Here is a 14,942-nt window from a genome sequence, read left to right as displayed (position 1 = left end):
TTTACGGAGGGTGGAGATTTGGCAAAGCTCGGGCGCGAGAGGCGTCGCGAGAAGGTTACGTCATGCTCCGTCATTGCGAGCGAAGCGAAGCAATCCAGAGTCTCTCTGACAATCCTGGATCGCTTCGTCGCGTTGCTCCTCGCGATGACGGCGAGGGGGAGCGGAAACCCCTACCTGATCGGCGGTGCGTATTGCACGCCGCCGGCGTTCCAGAGCTGGTTCATGCCGCGCGGGATCTTCAGCTTGGACTCGCTGCCGACATTGCGCTCATAGACCTCGCCGTAATTGCCGACGTGACGGATCACGCGCGCCGCCCAATCCTTCGTCAGCCCGAGGTCCTCGCCGTAGCTGCCCTCGTTGCCGACCAGCCGCATCACGTCCGGCTTCTTCGACTTCAGCGCCTCGTCGATGTTCTTGGAGGTGACGCCGAGCTCCTCGGCATTGATCATCGCGTACAGCGTCCACTTGACGATCATCATCCAGTCGTCGTCGCGCTGGCGCACCACGGGCGCGAGCGGCTCCTTGGAGATCAGGTCGGGCAGGATGTCGTGATCGGCGGGCTTCGACAGCGTCAGTCGCAGCGCGTAGAGCTGCGAGACGTCGGCGGTGAAGGTGTCGCATTTGCCGCTGTCATACGCCTTGATGACGTCGTCGAGCTTCGAAAACTTCACCTCCTCATACTTCATGTTGTTGGTGCGGAAATAGTCGCCGAGGTTGAGCGCGTTGGTGGTGGAATCCTGCACGCAGACCTTGCTGCCGTTGAGGTCGAGCGCCGTCTCCAGCTTGCGCGACCGCGGCACCATGAAGCCCTGGCCGTCGTAATAGGCGACTGCGGGGAAATACAGGTCGTAGTTCTGCTCGCGCGCCATCGACCAGGTGGTGTTGCGCGAGAGGATGTCGACCTTGCGGCTCTGCAGCTCCTTGAAGCGCTCACTGGCGTCGAGCGGCACGAACTTCGCCTTCTTCGGATCGTCGAAGATCGCGGCGGCCACGGCGCGGCAGAAGTCGACGTCGAAGCCGCTCCAATTGCCCTTGTCATCGGGAATCGAGAAGCCGGGCAGGCCGGCATTGACGCCGCACAGCACCTCGCCGCGGCGGATGGTCCGCTTCAGCGTGCGGGTGTCGTACATCTCATAGGTGACGGCGAGCGCCGCGACGAGGACGGCGACGGCGAGCCCGATCAGCAGGCCGCCTCGGAAAGTGCGCATGGTCAATCTCTTTCAAAAAATGTCAGGACGAAGCGATGGCTGAATGTCGGGCGGCGGGCGCCGCCGTCACAGTTCCGGCTTCTGCCGCACCACGACCTTGGTGCCGACCGGCACGCGGTCGAACAGGTCGGCGACATCGGCATTCACCAGGCGGAAGCAGCCCGAGGAAATCTTGCTGCCGATCGTCCAGGGCTGGTTGGTGCCGTGGATGCGGTATACGGTGGTGCCCAGATACATCGCGCGCGCGCCCAAGGGGTTGCCGGGGCCGCCGGCCATGAAGCGCGGCAGATAGGGCTGGCGCTGGATCATCTCCGGCGGCGGCGTCCAATCCGGCCACTCGGCCTTCTTGGTGATCGACAGCAGCCCCTGCCACTGGAAGCCGTCACGGCCGACGCCGATGCCGTAGCGGATGGCACGTCCGCCCGGCTGCACGAGATAGAGGTGGCGTTCGGCGGTGGACACGATGATGGTGCCCGGCGGCTCGGTGGTGCGGAAATAGACCACCTGCTTGCGCCATTCGGGATCGAGCTCGTAGCCGTCATCGGCGACGAGGCCGGGCTGATCGCCGGGGTCCTCGGACTGGGCAAAACTATGCGATGTGGACAGTGCCAGCGCAATGATGGCGCTGGCCGCACACAGCAGGCGACGGAAACTCGGCATTCAAAGCTCTCCTCGACGGACCCCTGCGAAGCTTGCCCGATCAAATCCACCCGCCAAATTTCAGGAGCATATTCGCAGCAAAGTCAAGGTGAGCGCAGGGCGCACCCGCTGTCATCCGAGCTTCATCCAGAGCCGCAGCAGGAAGGCCACCGCGCCGACGGTCGCCACGCCGGCGAGCCACAGCGCAACGAACCAGGCGAGGCGCTTCGCGAGTGGGGCAGGCTGCTCGGAGGGCATCAATGATAGCCGCTGTCGTGCCCGACCTTGCCGCGAAACACCCAATAGGCCCAGCCGGTGTAGGCGAGGATCAGCGGCACCAGCACCAGCACGCCCGGCAGCATGATCAATTGGCTGCGTTCGGGTGCTGCCGCCTGCCAGATCGTGATGCTCTGCGGCACGACGTAGGGATACATGCTGATGCCGAGGCCGGCGTAGGACAGCAAGAACAGCGCGAGCGCGAGAAAGAACGGCCAGCCATCGCGCTTCTGGGCGAGGTTCTTCATCATCAGCACGGTGACGCCAATGACGGCGAGCGGCACCGGCGCGGTGAGAATGATCGCCGGCCACCTGAACCAGCGGTCCGAATATTGAATGGTGAGCAGCGGCGTCCACAGGCTGACGGCGGCAATGGCGAGCAGCATCGCGAACAGCAGGACCCAGCTGATGCGGTAGGCCTTGTCGCGCAGGTCGCCCTCGGTCTTGAGGATCAGCCAGGTGGCGCCGAGCAGCGCATAGCCGATCACGAGCGAGACGCCGGTGAGCAGGCTGAACGGCGTCAGCCAGTCCCACCAGCCGCCGGCATAGTTACGCCCCTCGACATGCACGCCCTGCAGGATGGCGCCGAGCGCGATGCCCTGCGCCAGCGTCGCGACCCAGGAGCCGCCGGCAAAGGCGATGTCCCACAGATTGCGCTGGGCGCGGGTGCGCCAGCGGAATTCGAAGGCGACGCCGCGGAAGATCAGGCCGACCAGCATCGCGATCAGCGGCGCATACAGCGCGGGCATCAGGATCGCATAAGCGAGCGGGAACGCGGCCATCAGGCCACCGCCGCCGAGCACCAGCCAGGTCTCGTTGCCGTCCCACACCGGCGCCACGGTGTTGGTGATGACGTCGCGGTCCTGCCTGCCGGGAAACAGCGGGAACAGGATGCCCAAGCCGAGATCGAAGCCGTCCATCACGACGTAGATGAACACGGCGAGCGCGATGATGAACGCCCAGAGGGTGGCGAGATCGACGGTGACGCTCATGATCCGACGGCTCCCTGCACGACACCGGCGGCCGGCGTGATGCCGGCGGTGCGGACCGGCTGCTCGCTGCTCGGGCCCGGCTCGCCGGGATGCGGCGGCTCAGCCATCAGGCGCAGGATGTACATCACGCCGGCGGCAAAGATGATGAAATACACGACGATGAAGGCGAGCAGCGACGTGCCGACGGCCGGGGCGGCGAGCGGCGACACGGAATCCGCGGTGCGCAGCAGCCCGTACACCGTGAACGGCTGGCGGCCGGTCTCGGTGGTGATCCAGCCGGCCATGACGGCGATGAACCCCGCCGGTCCCATCGCAATCGCGAAGCGGTGCAGGCCGCGGTTGATGTACAGCCGGCCGCGCCAGCGCTCCCACAGGCTGAACCCGCCGAGCGCCAACATCAGCAGGCCCAGGCCGACCATGATGCGGAACGACCAGAACGTGATCGGCACCGGCGGCCAGTCCTGCCGCGGCACGGTGTCGAGCCCGGCCATCGGAGCGTCGATCTGGTGCTTGAGGATCAGCGAGCCGAACTTGGGGATGCCGAGCGCCCATTTCAGCTCGCCCTTGGCCTGGTCGGGCCAGCCGAACAGGTACAGCGGCGCGCCGTCCTTGTGGCTCTCGAAATGGCCTTCCATGGCCATGATCTTCACCGGCTGGTGCTCGAGCGTGTTGAGCCCATGCTGATCGCCGACCAGGATCTGCAGCGGCGCCACCAGGGCGGCCATCCACATCGCCATCGAGAACATCACGCGCGGGCCCGGCAGGTGCGGATTGCGCAGCAGATGCCAGGCGCCGACGGCGCCGACCACGAGCGAGGTGGTCAGATAGGCCGCGAGCACCATGTGCACGAGGCGATAGGGGAAGGACGGGTTGAAGATGACTGCGAGCCAGTCGACCGAGACGAACTGGCCGTCGGCGTTGACGGCATAGCCGGCCGGCGTCTGCATCCAGGAGTTGGCCGAGAGGATCCAGAATGCCGAGATCAGCGTGCCCACTGCGACCATCAGGGTGGCGAGGAAATGCAGCTTCGGGCCGACGCGCTTCAGGCCGAACAGCATGACGCCGAGGAAGCCGGCCTCGAGGAAGAAGGCGGTCAGCACCTCATAGGCCATCAGCGGGCCGATCACCGGGCCGACCTTGTCGGAATACACCGACCAGTTGGTGCCGAACTGGTAGGACATCACGATGCCGGAGACGACACCCATGGCAAACGCGATGGCGAAGATCTTGAGCCAGTAATTGAAGACGTTGAGATAGACGTCGCGTCCGGTCCACAGCCACAGCGCCTCGAGCACGGCGAGGTAGGACGCGAGCCCGATCGAGAAGGCGGGGAAGATGATGTGGAAGGTGACCGTGAAGGCGAACTGCGCGCGCGCCAGCTCAACCGCATCCAAACCGAACATCAGCACCGTCCGTCATTGCCACGGGGCTTGTAGCATCGCCCCATGACGGAAGATTGCACCGGCAACGCACGATATCAAATGGTCAAATCGCCCTATTGGCGGCGTGAGCGATCCCAAACGACGAAGACCCGGCAGGGGCATCCGCCGGGTCTTCGGAGCAACCTTGGAAGGTGGAGGTAACCTTGAATTTGCTCGCTCCAAACCGAGATCAGCTGGGGGACTGAGGCTCGGCTGATGGATAACGTTCTAGCGGCCGAAATTTTCCAGGTGATTTCGCCGATTGTTTCAATTGTTTCGTTCGGCGATTTTCTCGATGTCGTCGTCACGGGAACCCGCCGGGGCCTTGGTCCCGACGAGAATGAAGGTGAATCAGGCGGCGAGGCTGTGCACGCCGGCGCCGCGCAGCAGTTCGGCGAGGTGCTTGCGGGCGTAGAACATGCGGGTCTTCACCGTGCTCTGCGGGATGCCGATGATCTGGCCGACCTCCTCCACGGACTTCTCGTGGTAGTAGATCAGGGTGATGATCTCGCGATGCGCCGGCGACAGCTTGGCGACGCAGGCGCGCAGGATGGCGCTGGTCGTCGAACGCTCGAGCGACGTTTCCGGGGTGTCGGAGTCGTCGGCGATCTCGCGCACCTCGTCCTGGTCGATGTCCTCGAAGCGGCGCTGGCGCAGTGCGGTCAGCGCCTTGAAGCGGGCGATCGAGAGCAGCCAGGTCGAGACCTGCGAGCGGCCCTCGAACTGCTTGGCGGTGCGCCAGACGTCCAGGAACACCTGGCTGACGAGGTCCTCGGCGATCGTGGTGTCGCGGACGATGCGCAGGATGAAGCGATAGACCCGCACATTGTGGCGCGCATAAAGCGTGTGCATCGCGGTGCGATCGCCATCGGCAATGCTCTCCAGGAGCATGTCGTCCGTGGTCGCCTGGGCTGCGATGATGCCCTGGCTGGCTGCGGAATTGATGGCAACGACGTTCTGCATGGCACTCTCCCGTTCCGCCGCCCCCTTGCGGCGTTTCGACGGGATGGATTGTTAAGGAGCGCCCGTTTCGGGACGTCTGCACGAAAACAGGAAAATGGTTTCGTGCGCCTGCGGAAATGTTTCGTCGCGCCGCACATCGCGAAACAGTCGTGGCGGAATTGTGCCTTATTCCAATTTGCGGAACGAAATGCGGGCGAACAGGTCGCTCCGGCTGCCGCCGGCTGGCCCGCTTCAGGCCTTGTCGCCGGCCGGGGAGAACAGGTAGCCGCCGCCGCGAATGGTCCGGATCACGGCCGGTTTGGTCGGATCGGGCTCGATCTTGCGGCGGATCCGCATGATTCGCAGGTCCACGGCGCGGTCGAAGGCCTCGGCATCGCGGGCATTGGCGAGCTCCAGCAGCCGCTCGCGCGACAGCACCCGCTTCGGGTTGGCGGCGAACACTTTGAGCAGGCCGTACTCGGAAGCCGTCAGCGGATGCTCGTTGCCTTCGTCGTCGCGCAGCGCCTGGGCATCGAGATCCAGCCATTTGGTGCCGAACCGCACCAATTGCGGGTTTTTGGCCTGGGCCGGAGCGGTCTCCGTGACGGCCGCCGCAGCCTTGGCTGGACCGCTGCGGCGCAGCACGGAGCGGATCCGGGCCATCAATTCACGCAATTCGCACGGCTTGGCGACGTAATCGTCGGCCCCGAGCTCGAGCCCGACCACGCGGTCGATCGGGCTGGCGGTGGCCGTCAGCATGATCACGGGGATGTTGGTGCGGCCCTTGAGATCGCGGATGATCGACAGTCCGTCCTCTTCGGGCATGTTGAGGTCGAGCACGACGAGATCGGCCGGGCCGGTTTCGATGGCGCTGCGCAGGCTCTTGCCGCCATCGCACAAGGTCACGGTGAAGCCGTGCATCTTGAGGTAATCACCCACCATTTCACGGGCGGGCGCCTCGTCGTCGACGATGATGATGTGCTGGCTCTGACTCATGACAACTCGGCCGCCGGCAGTGTGATGGTGAAGGTCGATCCGGATCCCGGCCCTTCGCTCCTGGCCGTCACCTCGCCACCATGCATGTCGACGATGCGTTTGACAATCGACAGGCCGAGCCCGGTCGAGCTCTCGCCCGCGGTCGGTTTGGCCGATAGCCGCTGGAACCGGCCGAACAGGCGGCCGAGATCTTCCGGCGAGAGGCCAGCGCCCTGGTCGGTGACGCCGATGATGGTGTTGTCGCCATCGTCCGAGGCATTCACGATGATCCTGCCGCCGATCGGGCTGTATTTGATGGCGTTGCTCAAGAGATTGTCGATCGCTTCGCGGATCCGGTCGATGTCGCACATCGTCGACAGCAGCGTCGGCGCCGAGACCTCGATGACCTGTTGCTTGTTGAGGGCGAGCGGCTGGTTGGCCTCGACCACCTCGTGGATCAGGGCTGTGATGTCGACCGGCTCGCGGCGGATGGTGATGTCGAAGGCGTCGGCCATCGCATCCGAGATCAGATGGTCGACCATCGAGGTCAGCCGCTTGGCGGCATCACGGATATGTCCGACCTGGCTGGTGATGCCCTCGGCGGAGGCGCCGGTTGCGATCAGCTCGGTCAGCATTTCCGTGCGGCCGAGAATGACGCCCAGCGGATTCTTCAGGTCATGGGCGACGGTGCCGAGAATCTCGTTCTTGAAGCCGTTGGCGCGCTGCAGCCGCAGCCATTGCGCCGACAGCCGCCGGTTGGCCTGCATCAGCGCGCGGGTGCGCTGGGCGACGCGGTCCTCGAGCTGGGTGTTGGCCTCATGCAGCTGCTGATAGAGGATCACGTTGTCGAAGGCGATCGACAGCCGGCTGGAGAAGATCTCGACCAGCGAGCGGTCGGTCTCGGACAGCGGCCGCTCCGCCTGCAGCAGCACCACGACCTCGCGCCCCGAGCCGGTGCGGACATAGAGCACGGTGCGATGGTCGGCGAATTCGTTGCTGCGCTGCCTGAAGGCGGCCTCGACCATGTCGCGCAGGTCGGGATCGAGCGAGCGCGAGGTGACGGCGCCGGAGAAGCGGCTGTAGCAGCCGGAGCCGGCCAGCACCGAGAAATCCTCGGTCTGGCTGCCGTCGTCGCGCAGCACCAGGATCCCGGCGCAATCGACGTTGAGCAGCGACGCGATCTGGGTCAGCACGCCCTCGGCCAGCCGCTGCATCGACTTGAAATCATACAGCGTCGAGGCGGCGTCGATGATGATCTCCAGGCCGCGCCTTGTCTGCACCATGCGCTCGAGCTGCTGGTAGCTGCGCAGCGCTGCCGTCAGCGAGGTGAACAGCTTGTCGGCGGTGAGCTCGGTCTTGGCCTTGTAGTCGTTGATGTCGTACTGGACGATGACGCGCCGCTCCGGCGCCTGGCCGGGCTGTCCGGTCCGCAGGATGATGCGGACGGTCTCGTTCTTGATCTCGTTGCGGATGTATTCGACGAGCTCGAGCCCCGCGACGTCGGTCTCCATGATGACGTCGAGCAGCACCGCTGCGACGTCGGTGTGCTCCCGCATCAGGGCGCGGCCCTCGGCCGCCGAATAGGCGGAGAGGATTTCCAGCCCCTGGCCGTTCAGGCTGTAGTCCGACAGCGCAAAGCGGGTGCCTTCGTGCACGGCATGATCGTCGTCGATGACGGCGATCTTCCATTTCCGGGCCGAACGGTCGTCCTCGTCGAAACCGGTATCCTCGATCAGTTGGAGGACATCGTCCTGTTCGGCCATTGCGTCGTTCCGTCACCCATTGCTGTCTCGGCGCCGCCCTTGGCGACCCGCGGCATGATAATCCGAAAGGTGGTGCCTTGTCCCTCGCGGGATTCCAGCATCATGCGGCCGCCGAGCTGCTGCGTCACCAGATTGTAGACGATATGCAGCCCGAGCCCCGTTCCCCCTTCGTTGCGGCGCGTCGTGAAGAACGGATCGAAGGCCTGGCGCTGCACGTCGGGGGTCATGCCGGCCCCGTTATCGGCGAAAATGATCTCGATGTCATCCGCGCCCCGCGGCCGCGCCGTGATCGAGATGGTGCCCGCGCGGCCGTCGGCAAAGGCATGGTTGACGGCGTTGAGGAACAGGTTGGTGAGAATCTGACCGTAGAACCCGGGATAGCCGTCGATGAAGAGCCCTTCGGGGACGTCGACCGCCAGCGTGATCGGCGCGCGCTTGAGCACCGGCTTGAGGCTGGTGATGATCTGATCGGTCGCCTCGCTCAGGACGAAGGTCCGTCGCTCCGCATGGGAGCGGTCGACCGCGACCTGCTTGAACGACTGGATCAACTCGCCGGCGCGCTGCAGATTGGCGACCAGCTGCTCCGATGCATCGCGCGAGGTGCGCACGAACTCCTCCAGCTGCGACCGGCGCAGGCCGCCTTCGGGCGACCGCAGCGCCGCCTCGAACATCTCGACCCGGCGCGCGAAGCTGGAGGCCACCGTCAGGCTGATGCCGATCGGATTGTTCACCTCGTGGGCGACGCCGGCGACGAGCCCGCCCAGCGCCGCCAGCCGCTCGGCATCGATCAGGTTGCGCTGTGCGGCGCTCAGTTCGAGCAGCGCGCTCTCGGCCTCTTCCTTCGCGGCGCGGAGCTCGTCCTCGGTCTTGCGCTTGGCGATCGCGTTCTCGCGGAAGGTCTCGACGGCGCGGGCCATCGCGCCGACCTCGTCGCGCGCCTCGGTGCCTTGGACCTCGCGGTCGTAGTCGCCCAGCATGATCGCGCGCATCGAGGCCATGATCTGCTGCAGCGGCAGCCGGATCGACAAGGCGATCAGCACGCCGGCGGAGAGGATCACTCCCAGGAAGATCACCGCGATCGAGAGGACGCGGCGGGAGATGTCCTTCAACGTCCGATCGAACGTCGCCTGCGCCTTCTGCTCGTGCTGGCGCATCTTCACCGACAGGCCGTCGATGGCGCCGATGGTCTCGGCCTGGCTCGCATCGATGGTGTTGCGCAGCAGCTCGGTGCGGTTGGTGAGCTGATCGGTGAGCTTGGAGAATCCCGCGCGCAGTGCCGCGGTCCGGGCCGACAGCCGCTGCAGCGCCAGGCGCTGCAGATCATTGTCCGCAAGGCTCGACATCACCGGAATGGTCTTCTCGATCGTCTCCGTGTTGCGGCGCGCGTCGTCGGCGGAGGCGGGCGCGAGCGACAGATAGTAGGAATTGGCCGCGACCAGCATGGCGGTGAACGCCTCGCGCGATTTGCCGAGCGAGGGCCAGATCTGCGCGTCGCGATGGCCGGTCGCGCCTTCGATCACCGAATACAGCCCGGCGATGTCGCGCGCGGGGCCGAGAACCTCTTCCTCGTAGGTCTTGGAGATCGTCGCCTGCAGGCTGCGCAGCTCGCCGAAGCCGTCCAGAAAGCGCACGGTGACGCGCTCCAGCTCCTCGACCGACCCCGACAGCATCGGGTCGGTCGAGGCGCGCGTCGTCAGCGTCCCGAGCACGGCCTCGCGCAGCAGCAGGATCTCGGCGAACAGCTCCGGGCTCGGCTGATTGATGTAGCGATGGATGAGGTTATGCAGCCGGCTGGTCTCGCTTTCGAGCAGGGCCAGGACCTTGTCGGATTCGCGGACCTGGCGGACGTCGTCCCAGGCCGTGCCGAGCACCGTCGCGCCATTCCAGATCAGCGCCGCCAGAACGATGACGACCGCCGAGTTCAGCGCGGCGATCGAGAGGATGCGCCAGCGGATCGGAACCGCCCGCAGCGCGCGCACGATTCGTGCCCGCCCCAGGACCGCCAGGCTGAGCGGCCGCGCGACGGATTTCCGCTGCTCGGATCGCGCCACGATCGCTACCTCGGACCGGGCTTACGGAACCGGCCTGCGCGCGATCCGCCGCGGGCACCCGGATTTGTATGCTGCGGCGCATTTAACCGCGCCGCGGAGTACGGGAGGCCTAAAAGGGACGAGCGGTACCGCGCGCCCGCCTCAGCGCGCATCAGCACCGGCGTGACGTCCACTCTCGAGATCGACGAAAGATGGGCGCGGTACACAGGCAACACTTTCCCCTTGATGATGAGGTCGGCCCGGATGTGAAAAGGTTCAATGCTCTCCCGAACAGGTGCTATAAGTCCATTCTGACGTCAAAGCGATACGCGTCAATGGTTTGTTGATAGTTTGTTGCAGCTCTGGGTTGCTGGGCCCCATTTTCGGTCCGATTGCGATCTCAGCCCAGGCAGATTCATCCATGGAATTGGAGTTGGCTCCCGGTGACGGTCCTCTGGCGTTCTGTTTCGTTTGCAATCCTGCTCTGGACGGTTGTTGGCGCAAGCACGGCCCAGGCCGCGACCGAGATCGCGTGGTGGCATGCGATGTCGGGCGAACTCGGCAGGCAGGTCGACAGGCTGGCCGCCGACTTCAATGCGTCGCAGGCCGACTACCGCATCGTGCCGAGCTACAAGGGCAGCTATACGGAGACGGTGACGGCGGCCATCTTCGCGTTCCGCTCGCGCAGCCAGCCGGCGATCGTGCAGGTCAACGAGATCGCGACCGCGACGATGACGGCGGCCAAGGGCGCGATCTACCCGGTCTACGAGCTGATGCGCGACGAGCAGGAGAGCTTTTCGCCGTCGGCCTATCTGCCCGCCATCGCCGGCACCTATGCCGACGCTGACGGCAACATGCTGTCGTTTCCGTTCAACGCCTCCACGCCCATCCTCTACTACAACAAGGATCAGTTTCGCGCGGCCGGGCTCGATCCGGGCGCGGCGCCGAAGACCTGGCCCGAGCTCGGCAAGGCCGCCCGGCGGCTGCGCGACAATGGCGTCGCCTGCGGCTTCACGACGTCGTGGCCGGCCTGGATCAACGTGGAGAATTTCTCCGCCTTCCACAATCTGCCGATCGCCACGCGGGCCAACGGCTTTGCCGGACTGGACGCCGTGCTGACATTCAACAATCCACAGGTGATTCGGCACATCGCCCAGCTCGCGGAATGGCAGAAGAGCAAGGTCTTCGACTATGGTGGCCGCGGCCAAGCAGCCGAGCCGCGTTTCCAGAAGGGCGAGTGCGGCATCTTCATCGGCTCCTCGGCGACGCGCGCCGACATCAAGGCGAATTCGAAGTTCGAGGTCGGCTACGGCATGATGCCGTACTGGCCCGATATTGCGGGCGCGCCGCAGAATTCGATCATCGGCGGCGCGACGCTGTGGGTGCTCCGCGACCGTCCGGCGGCCGAGTACAAGGGCGTGGCCAAGTTCTTCGCCTATCTGTCGCGGCCCGATGTTCAGGCCGCCTGGCACCAGAATACGGGCTATCTGCCGATCACGCAGGCGGCCTTCGATCTGACACGCGCGCAGGGCTTCTACGACCGCAATCCAGGCGCGGCGATCTCGATCGAGCAGGTGACGCTCAATCCGCCCACGGAAAATTCGCGCGGCCTGCGGCTCGGCTCATTCGTGCTGATCCGTGATGCCATCGAGGACGAGATGGAGCAGGCCTTCAGCGGCCGCAAACCGGCGCAGACGGCGCTCGATGCCGCCGTCGAGCGCGGCAACCGTCTGCTGCGCCAGTTCGAGCGCGCGAGCCCGGATCGCTGATGACGGCGTTGCACGAGTGAGCCACTGATGGGCCGATTGCCGGACATCACTGCGGGCGCCGAGCTGCGTGGCCTTCGCGCTGATGTCGCGGCATGGCTGCCGGTGGCGCGCGATATCGTGCGCCACCACGGTTGCGAGCATCCGGGCCTCGCTCCCTTTGCAGCCGGCACCAACCTCGTCGCGGGAATCGGCGGCGAGCTGATCCTGAAACTGTTTCCTCCGTTCCATCGGCGCCAGTTTCTGTCCGAGCGGAGTACGCTGCGCGTGCTCGCCGGACGCTTGAAGCAGGTCGCCACGCCCGAGTTGCTGCACGAAGGCGACCGCGACGGCTGGACCTATCTGATCATGACGCGGCTCGACGGCATTCCGGCCGCGGAGGTCTGGCCCGGGCTCGACGAGCGCGGGAAGCAATCCTTGCTGAGAGACGTCGGAGAGCTGATTGCGGAGGTGCAGCTTGTGCCCCCTGGCGAACTGCTCGCGATCGGCCCGCGCTGGTCCGACTTCCTGCGAGGGCAGTTCGCAGGCTGCCGCGCCCGCCATCAGCGGCTCGGTCTGCCGGAGGCGCTGCTTGCCGGCCTGGATGATCTCCTGCGCGACGCCGCCGCGCTTCTGCCTCCGGACCCACGGCCCGTCATCCTGACCGGCGAATACATTCCGGAGAACTTTCTCGTCTCTCGCCATGGTGACGGCTGGCGCATCAGCGGTCTGTTCGATTTCGGCGACGTCATGGCCGGCTTCGGTGAATACGACCTGCTCGGGCCGAGCGCCTTCATGGCCGCGGGCCATCCCGGCCGCGTGCGCGCGTTGTTCGACGGCTACGGATTCGCGCCGGCCGACGTCACCTGGCAGCTCAAGCGGCGGCTGCTGGCCTTGATGCTGCTGCATCAGGCCAGCGATCCTGTCCGGCATATCTGCATTCCCGATTGGCCCAGCAGGGTCCGCAACTTCGATCAGTTGCAGGCCCTGATCTGGCCGGACTGATGTTCCGGTGTCCCGCCTGCGTAAATCGGTCGCACGGCGTATTGAGAGACTATAATTTGTGCAAATTCGCACTTATGTATGCAATTCTGCATGGAGGTGACGCGACGTTTGAGGTCGTGAGACCCGCAATTTCAACGGCTTAGTCGATCGTGAGGCTTGGCACGAAGCTTGCGATCATTGTTCCCGCCGGTCGTATTCTGGTGGGAGCATTTGATGAAGCGTCGCGATTTTCTGAAATCCGTGTCCGGTCTGGCTGCGGGGGCCGCGCTGCCAATGGCGCCGGCGATCATGTCGTCCGCCAAGGCCGATGCGCGGTCCGAGACGCTGCTGATCGTGTCCGAAGGCGGTCCCAACAACCTCGACATCCACGGCGTCGGCACCAACGTGCCGGGTTATGAGGTCTCCTGGAACTGCTACGACCGCCTGATCAGCCACGAGATGAAGAGTGGCCCGGGCGGCGTGCCGTATTACGACCGCGACAAGTTCAAGCCCGAGCTGGCCGAGGACATGACCATCGGCGACATGTCCGCCACCTTCAAGCTCCGCAAGAACGCCAAATTCCACGACGGCACGCCGGTCACCGCCAAGGACGTGAAGTGGTCGCTCGATCGCGCCGTCAGCGTCGGCGGCTTTCCGACTTTCCAGATGAGCGCGGGCTCGCTGACCAAGCCGGAGCAGTTCGTCATCGTCGACGACCACACGGTGCGGGTCGATTTCCTGAAGAAGGATCGGCTGACGATCCCAGATCTCGCCGTCATCGTACCCTGCGTCGTGAACTCCGAACTGGTGAAGAAGAACGCCACCGACAAGGATCCGTGGGGACTCGAATACACCAAGCAGCAGACCGCGGGCTCCGGCGCCTACAAGGTGACGAAGTGGACCGCCGGTACCGAAGTGATCATGGAGCGCAACGACGACTGGGTGTGCGGTCCGCTGCCCAAGATCAAGCGCGTGATCTGGCGCATGGTGCCGCAGGCCGGCAACCGGCGCGCGCTGCTCGAGCGCGGGGATGCCGACATCTCCTATGAGCTGCCGAACAAGGACTTCCAGGAGATGAAGTCGAACGGCAAGCACACCGTGATCTCATTGCCGATCTCCAACGGTATCCAATATATCGGCATGAACGTGACCAAGCCGCCGTTCGATAATCCCAAGGTTCGGCAGGCGCTCGCCTATGCAATGCCCTATCAGAAGATCATCGATGCCGTGATGTTCGGCCTTGCCAATCCGATGTTCGGTGCGCCAGCCGACAAGGCGACCGAGGTGGCGTGGCCGCAGCCGACCAAGTATGTCACCGACATGGAGAAGGCCAAGGCGTTGCTGGCGGAAGCCGGCTACCCCAATGGCTTCGAGACCACGATCTCCTTCGATCTCAACTTCGCGCAAGTGAACGAGCCCTTGTGTGTGCTGGTGCAGGAGAGCCTCGCCCAGCTCGGCATCAAGACCACGATCAACAAGGTACCCGGCGCCAACTGGCGTACCGAGCTGAACAAGAAGGAGATGCCGCTCTTCACCAACATCTTCTCGGGCTGGCTCGATTACCCCGAGTATTTCTTCTACTGGTGCTATCACGGCAACAATTCCGTGTTCAACACGATGAGCTACAAGTCGCCGGAGATGGATAAGCTCATCAACGGCGCGCGTGATGCGGCCGCGGTGGGCGACAAGGCGACCTATGATGCCGATGTGAAGGGCTTCGTCGACCTCGCCTTCGCCGAGGTGCCGCGCATCCCGCTGTATCAACCGTTCGTCAACGTCGCGATGCAGAAGAACATCTCCGGCTATCAGTACTGGTTCCACCGCCGGCTGGATTATCGCGCGCTGGTGAAGGGATGAGCTGCGTGAGCTGCCTTGGTTATGTGAGCCGAGCTCTCTCACTCCCTCCCCCCTTGTGGGGGAGGGGCGGGGAGGGGGGTAGCCCCACCCACCGCCGCCGCGGCTCACCC

The 14,942-nt window shown here is 64.9% G+C and carries 12 protein-coding genes; 3 read left to right on the top strand and 9 right to left on the bottom strand.

Annotation, left to right across the window (positions count from 1 at the left end):
* Positions 1–170: 170 nt before the first annotated feature.
* From QW845_RS11245 to QW845_RS11205, 9 genes are all read right to left on the bottom strand, one after another.
* Positions 171–1,208, bottom strand: coding sequence for an amino acid ABC transporter substrate-binding protein (locus QW845_RS11245; protein ID WP_315801642.1), 1,038 nt, complete (start codon positions 1,206–1,208; stop codon positions 171–173).
* Between the two features lie 66 nt (positions 1,209–1,274).
* The gene (locus QW845_RS11240) at positions 1,275–1,868 is read right to left on the bottom strand and encodes a L,D-transpeptidase (RefSeq protein WP_315717095.1); all 594 of its coding nucleotides are present in this window, start codon (positions 1,866–1,868) and stop codon (positions 1,275–1,277) included.
* Positions 1,869–1,979: 111 nt separating this feature from the next.
* Positions 1,980–2,105 (bottom strand): DUF2474 family protein, encoded by a 126-nt coding sequence (locus tag QW845_RS11235; RefSeq protein WP_315801641.1) that lies wholly within the window; start codon positions 2,103–2,105, stop codon positions 1,980–1,982.
* Positions 2,105–3,115 (bottom strand): cytochrome d ubiquinol oxidase subunit II, encoded by a 1,011-nt coding sequence (gene cydB, locus QW845_RS11230; protein WP_315801640.1) that lies wholly within the window; start codon positions 3,113–3,115, stop codon positions 2,105–2,107. The genes QW845_RS11235 and cydB overlap by 1 nt, the downstream gene beginning before the upstream one ends.
* Positions 3,112–4,518 (bottom strand): cytochrome ubiquinol oxidase subunit I, encoded by a 1,407-nt coding sequence (locus QW845_RS11225; RefSeq protein WP_315801639.1) that lies wholly within the window; start codon positions 4,516–4,518, stop codon positions 3,112–3,114. Before QW845_RS11225 ends, cydB begins: the two co-directional genes overlap by 4 nt.
* Positions 4,519–4,887: 369 nt before the next feature.
* Positions 4,888–5,499: a sigma-70 family RNA polymerase sigma factor gene (locus tag QW845_RS11220; RefSeq protein WP_315801638.1), complete on the bottom strand. Its 612-nt coding sequence runs from the start codon at positions 5,497–5,499 to the stop codon at positions 4,888–4,890.
* Positions 5,500–5,730: 231 nt separating this feature from the next.
* On the bottom strand, positions 5,731–6,474 hold the full coding sequence (locus QW845_RS11215; protein ID WP_315801637.1) for a response regulator: 744 nt from the start codon (positions 6,472–6,474) through the stop codon (positions 5,731–5,733).
* On the bottom strand, positions 6,471–8,216 hold the full coding sequence (locus tag QW845_RS11210; RefSeq protein WP_315801636.1) for a DUF3369 domain-containing protein: 1,746 nt from the start codon (positions 8,214–8,216) through the stop codon (positions 6,471–6,473). The genes QW845_RS11215 and QW845_RS11210 overlap by 4 nt, the downstream gene beginning before the upstream one ends.
* Positions 8,186–10,171, bottom strand: coding sequence for an ATP-binding protein (locus tag QW845_RS11205; RefSeq protein ID WP_409997902.1), 1,986 nt, complete (start codon positions 10,169–10,171; stop codon positions 8,186–8,188). The genes QW845_RS11210 and QW845_RS11205 overlap by 31 nt, the downstream gene beginning before the upstream one ends.
* 518 nt (positions 10,172–10,689) lie before the next feature.
* On the opposite strand from QW845_RS11205, the gene ugpB reads away from it, so the two are divergent.
* The 3 genes from ugpB (at position 10,690) to QW845_RS11190 (ending at position 14,832) form a co-directional block, all read left to right on the top strand.
* Positions 10,690–12,015, top strand: coding sequence for a sn-glycerol-3-phosphate ABC transporter substrate-binding protein UgpB (ugpB, locus tag QW845_RS11200; protein WP_315801635.1), 1,326 nt, complete (start codon positions 10,690–10,692; stop codon positions 12,013–12,015).
* A 27-nt stretch (positions 12,016–12,042) separates the two neighbouring features.
* A complete protein-coding gene (locus QW845_RS11195; RefSeq protein WP_315801634.1) occupies positions 12,043–12,996 on the top strand; it encodes an aminoglycoside 3'-phosphotransferase/choline kinase family protein in 954 nt (317 codons plus the stop codon).
* Positions 12,997–13,209: 213 nt separating this feature from the next.
* A complete protein-coding gene (locus QW845_RS11190) occupies positions 13,210–14,832 on the top strand; it encodes an ABC transporter substrate-binding protein (RefSeq protein ID WP_315801633.1) in 1,623 nt (540 codons plus the stop codon).
* The last annotated feature ends 110 nt before the right edge of the window (positions 14,833–14,942 follow it).

The organism is Bradyrhizobium sp. SZCCHNS3002, from assembly GCF_032377435.1.
In the GTDB taxonomy this organism is placed as follows: Bacteria; Pseudomonadota; Alphaproteobacteria; order Rhizobiales; family Xanthobacteraceae; genus Bradyrhizobium.
The sequence above is the reverse complement of the archived record's forward strand: the minus strand, read 5'-3'. Positions and strand labels throughout refer to the sequence as shown.

Bases quoted from the DNA above. Each gene is read 5' to 3' on its own strand.
- QW845_RS11245 (WP_315801642.1), bottom strand. From the start codon at position 1,208: ATGCGCACTTTCCGAGGCGGCCTGCTGATCGGGCTCGCCGTCGCCGTC.
- QW845_RS11240 (WP_315717095.1), bottom strand. From the start codon at position 1,868: ATGCCGAGTTTCCGTCGCCTGCTGTGTGCGGCCAGCGCCATCATTGCG.
- QW845_RS11235 (WP_315801641.1), bottom strand. From the start codon at position 2,105: ATGCCCTCCGAGCAGCCTGCCCCACTCGCGAAGCGCCTCGCCTGGTTC.
- cydB (WP_315801640.1), bottom strand. From the start codon at position 3,115: ATGAGCGTCACCGTCGATCTCGCCACCCTCTGGGCGTTCATCATCGCG.
- QW845_RS11225 (WP_315801639.1), bottom strand. From the start codon at position 4,518: ATGTTCGGTTTGGATGCGGTTGAGCTGGCGCGCGCGCAGTTCGCCTTC.
- QW845_RS11220 (WP_315801638.1), bottom strand. From the start codon at position 5,499: ATGCAGAACGTCGTTGCCATCAATTCCGCAGCCAGCCAGGGCATCATC.
- QW845_RS11215 (WP_315801637.1), bottom strand. From the start codon at position 6,474: ATGAGTCAGAGCCAGCACATCATCATCGTCGACGACGAGGCGCCCGCC.
- QW845_RS11210 (WP_315801636.1), bottom strand. From the start codon at position 8,216: ATGGCCGAACAGGACGATGTCCTCCAACTGATCGAGGATACCGGTTTC.
- QW845_RS11195 (WP_315801634.1), top strand. From the start codon at position 12,043: ATGGGCCGATTGCCGGACATCACTGCGGGCGCCGAGCTGCGTGGCCTT.
- QW845_RS11190 (WP_315801633.1), top strand. From the start codon at position 13,210: ATGAAGCGTCGCGATTTTCTGAAATCCGTGTCCGGTCTGGCTGCGGGG.